Source organism: Marivita sp. (genome assembly GCF_020055635.1).
In the GTDB taxonomy this organism is placed as follows: domain Bacteria; phylum Pseudomonadota; class Alphaproteobacteria; order Rhodobacterales; family Rhodobacteraceae; genus Marivita.
In genome coordinates, this window is the sequence record NZ_JAIPUT010000172.1 from 1 (window position 1) to 2,689 (window position 2,689).

The following is a 2,689-nucleotide window of genomic DNA, read 5'->3' on the forward strand; positions in this document are numbered from 1 at the left end:
GCGGAGGAGCGGCGAGCGTACATGAGGGACTACGTGCGGGAGTACCGTAAACAATCTGTAAACAAAAGTAAACAAACGTTAGCCGGGGTTAGCCGGGGTAAGCCGGGGTTAGCCCAAGCAGAAGCAGAAGCAGAAGCAGAAGCAGAAGATTTTGATAAATCAAAATCTAGGGCGTCTGGTTCGAAGATTGACCCACAGACCATTGCAGACCACTGGAACGCCCAGGAAGGCACGAAGCGTATCCACAAGCTGACTGCGGAGAGGCGCAAGAAGCTTGCGGTTCGTCTTCGCGATCCCGATTGGCCGTGGGAGGCAGCGATTGGCAAAATGCCGATCGCTCCTATTGGCGATTCGGGCTGGGTGCCAACGTTCGATTGGCTAATCAAAAACGAAAGCAACGCGGTAAAACTCGCAGAGGGCGCTTACGAGCCTGCACAGGCTTCGAAACCAAAAGGGCCCGCGGTATTGACTCGCGAGCAGCTAAAAACCTGGAATCCATACGAGGTGGTAGAGTGAACATACCGCGAGAGCTGCGAGAGCGTCGTCAATGGGTACAGTGGGCGTCTATTGAGCGTGGGGGCAAGGCGACCAAGGTGCCGAAACATCCGAGCGGCAGCATGGCTTCTTCGACCGATCCGACGACGTGGTCTGGTTTTTCCGAAGTTGGTGGGCAGATCGGTTTTGTTTTTTCGACCGAAGACCCGTATATCGGCATCGACCTGGACGGCTGCCGAAACATGGAAACCGGCAAGCTGGACGACTGGGCAAAAGAGATTGTTCTGAGGTGCGGCACCTATGGCGAGGTCTCGCCCTCTGGCAGCGGCGTCAAGCTGTTTGGAGTTACCGATGCGATATGGAACCACAAAAACAAGGTCGAGCTTCCTGGGGACGGCTACGGGCCTAAGAAGCCAGGAATCGAAATTTACGATTGCGGTCGATATTTTGCAGTCACTGGGCAGCGATTGCAGGGCATGGACGAGCTCATCGACGTGACGGGCGCCTTGGAGTGGCTGGTCGAAAAGTACGACATGAAGCAGCAGTTTGCTGTGATTGATGGCAGCGGTGTAACTTCGTGCATGTCGGTCGTCGATCGAGCGTCAAAGTATGTCGCAAAAATGGAGCCGGCTGTTAGCGGTAGCGGCGGTCACAACGCACTTTTTGCGGCTGCGTGTGCCTTGCTGCTTGGCTTCGAGTTGTCTGAGGGCGAAGCGTACAACGTGCTTGCTGCGGAGTTTAACCCAAGATGCAGCCCGCCGTGGTCAGAGCGTGATTTGCGATACAAGTGCAAGAGCGCTGCAAAACAACCTGGTCAGCGTGGATACCTTCGCGACGCGCAGCCGGAACAGTGGTCTAAGATTGTGGTCAGGACGCCACCGCAGGACATGGACGAACGCGAGCCACCGAAAGTCACGACCTTGCAATCTGCGTCTCTAGCCTACCTCGATTCGCTTGAGGCAGGCACTGAGGCTTTGCTACAAACAGGTATTCCAGAGCTCACTCGGTCGATTGGCGGCGGCTTTGCATGGGGCGAGATGGTGATTGTTGCGGCAAGGCCGTCTCACGGAAAGTCAGCGATCGGGTTGCAAATGGTTCACGCTTTTACCGAGGCAGGGCAGGGCGTGCTAGTGGTAAGCGAGGAAATGTCATCGCTGGCAATTGGCAAACGTACTATTCAATTTGCGGCTGACACACCAGAGGATGAGTGGCTTCGAGATGCTGACGACGTGCGAGCTCAAATTGAGTCGCATTTTGCTCATCGCGCTGAAGCGATCATTGCGGAATCATGCGGCACGGTTGAAAGAGTTGTCGAGCAGTTGGAAATTGCTGCTGACAGCGGAATAAAGATAGCTGTGATTGATTATGTGCAGCTTTTGCAGAGCAAGGGGCGAGACGAAACAGAGCGAGTGGCAAACGCAAGCAAGGCGTTGCGGCGGATTGCGACACAGCGAGGAATGATTCTGATTGTTTTGACACAGCTCAACCGTAACATCGAAAGTCGAAAAGAGTTCCGACCTTGCATGTCTGACTTAAAACAGTCTGGACAGCTTGAACAAGATGCGGATGTAATTATTTTTGGCGTCTGGCCGCACCGCATTAATTCCAGCACTCCTTCTGAGTTGTATCAACTGTTTGTCGGCAAAAACAGAAATCGGTCAATTGTGGAACCGGCGATCGAAGTGTCCTTTGACGGCGCTAGGCAAAAGCTAATGGCAAGGGCAATTGCTGCTGTGGATTTTAATACTGGCGAGTACGAACAATGGACGGACAATTACTGATGATAATGAGAGAGAACTGCAAGAAGTGCGGGTGCCTTAATGGTGTCGCAAGTTTTACCAACGGCCAGGACGTTGTTAGGTGCGAGGATTGTGACGCTTACTGTTACAACGCACCAAGAACAGAGACAGGAAAAAAACGGCGGTCAGTGTCGACGACCCACGCCGCAATTAGACCTAAGCAGCGTTCGAGAATTGTTGACAGAGCAAACGGAGCGTGCGAGCGGTGCCGGCAGTCGGGAGTGCCACTACATGTTGGGCACGTTGTCAGCGTCTTGGACGGACACAAAGCCGGTCTGACGGATCAGGTGATTAACAGCGACGAAAATTTGATTGCCGAATGTGAGCAGTGCAATTTGGGCGCAGGTTCGCGAGTTATGCCGCTGCGGGTCTATGTTGCGATCCTTATGGCAAGG

The 2,689-nt window shown here is 53.7% G+C and carries 2 protein-coding genes; both read left to right on the top strand.

The annotated features are described in order from the left end of the window. The coding region (locus LCF60_RS24255) for a hypothetical protein (RefSeq protein WP_292295092.1) at window positions 1–516 on the top strand (516 nt) is incomplete at its 5' end. A 77-nt stretch (window positions 517–593) separates the two neighbouring features. After that, window positions 594–2,276: a DnaB-like helicase C-terminal domain-containing protein gene (locus LCF60_RS24260; protein ID WP_292295093.1), complete on the top strand. Its 1,683-nt coding sequence runs from the start codon at window positions 594–596 to the stop codon at window positions 2,274–2,276. Window positions 2,277–2,689: the final 413 nt, after the last annotated feature.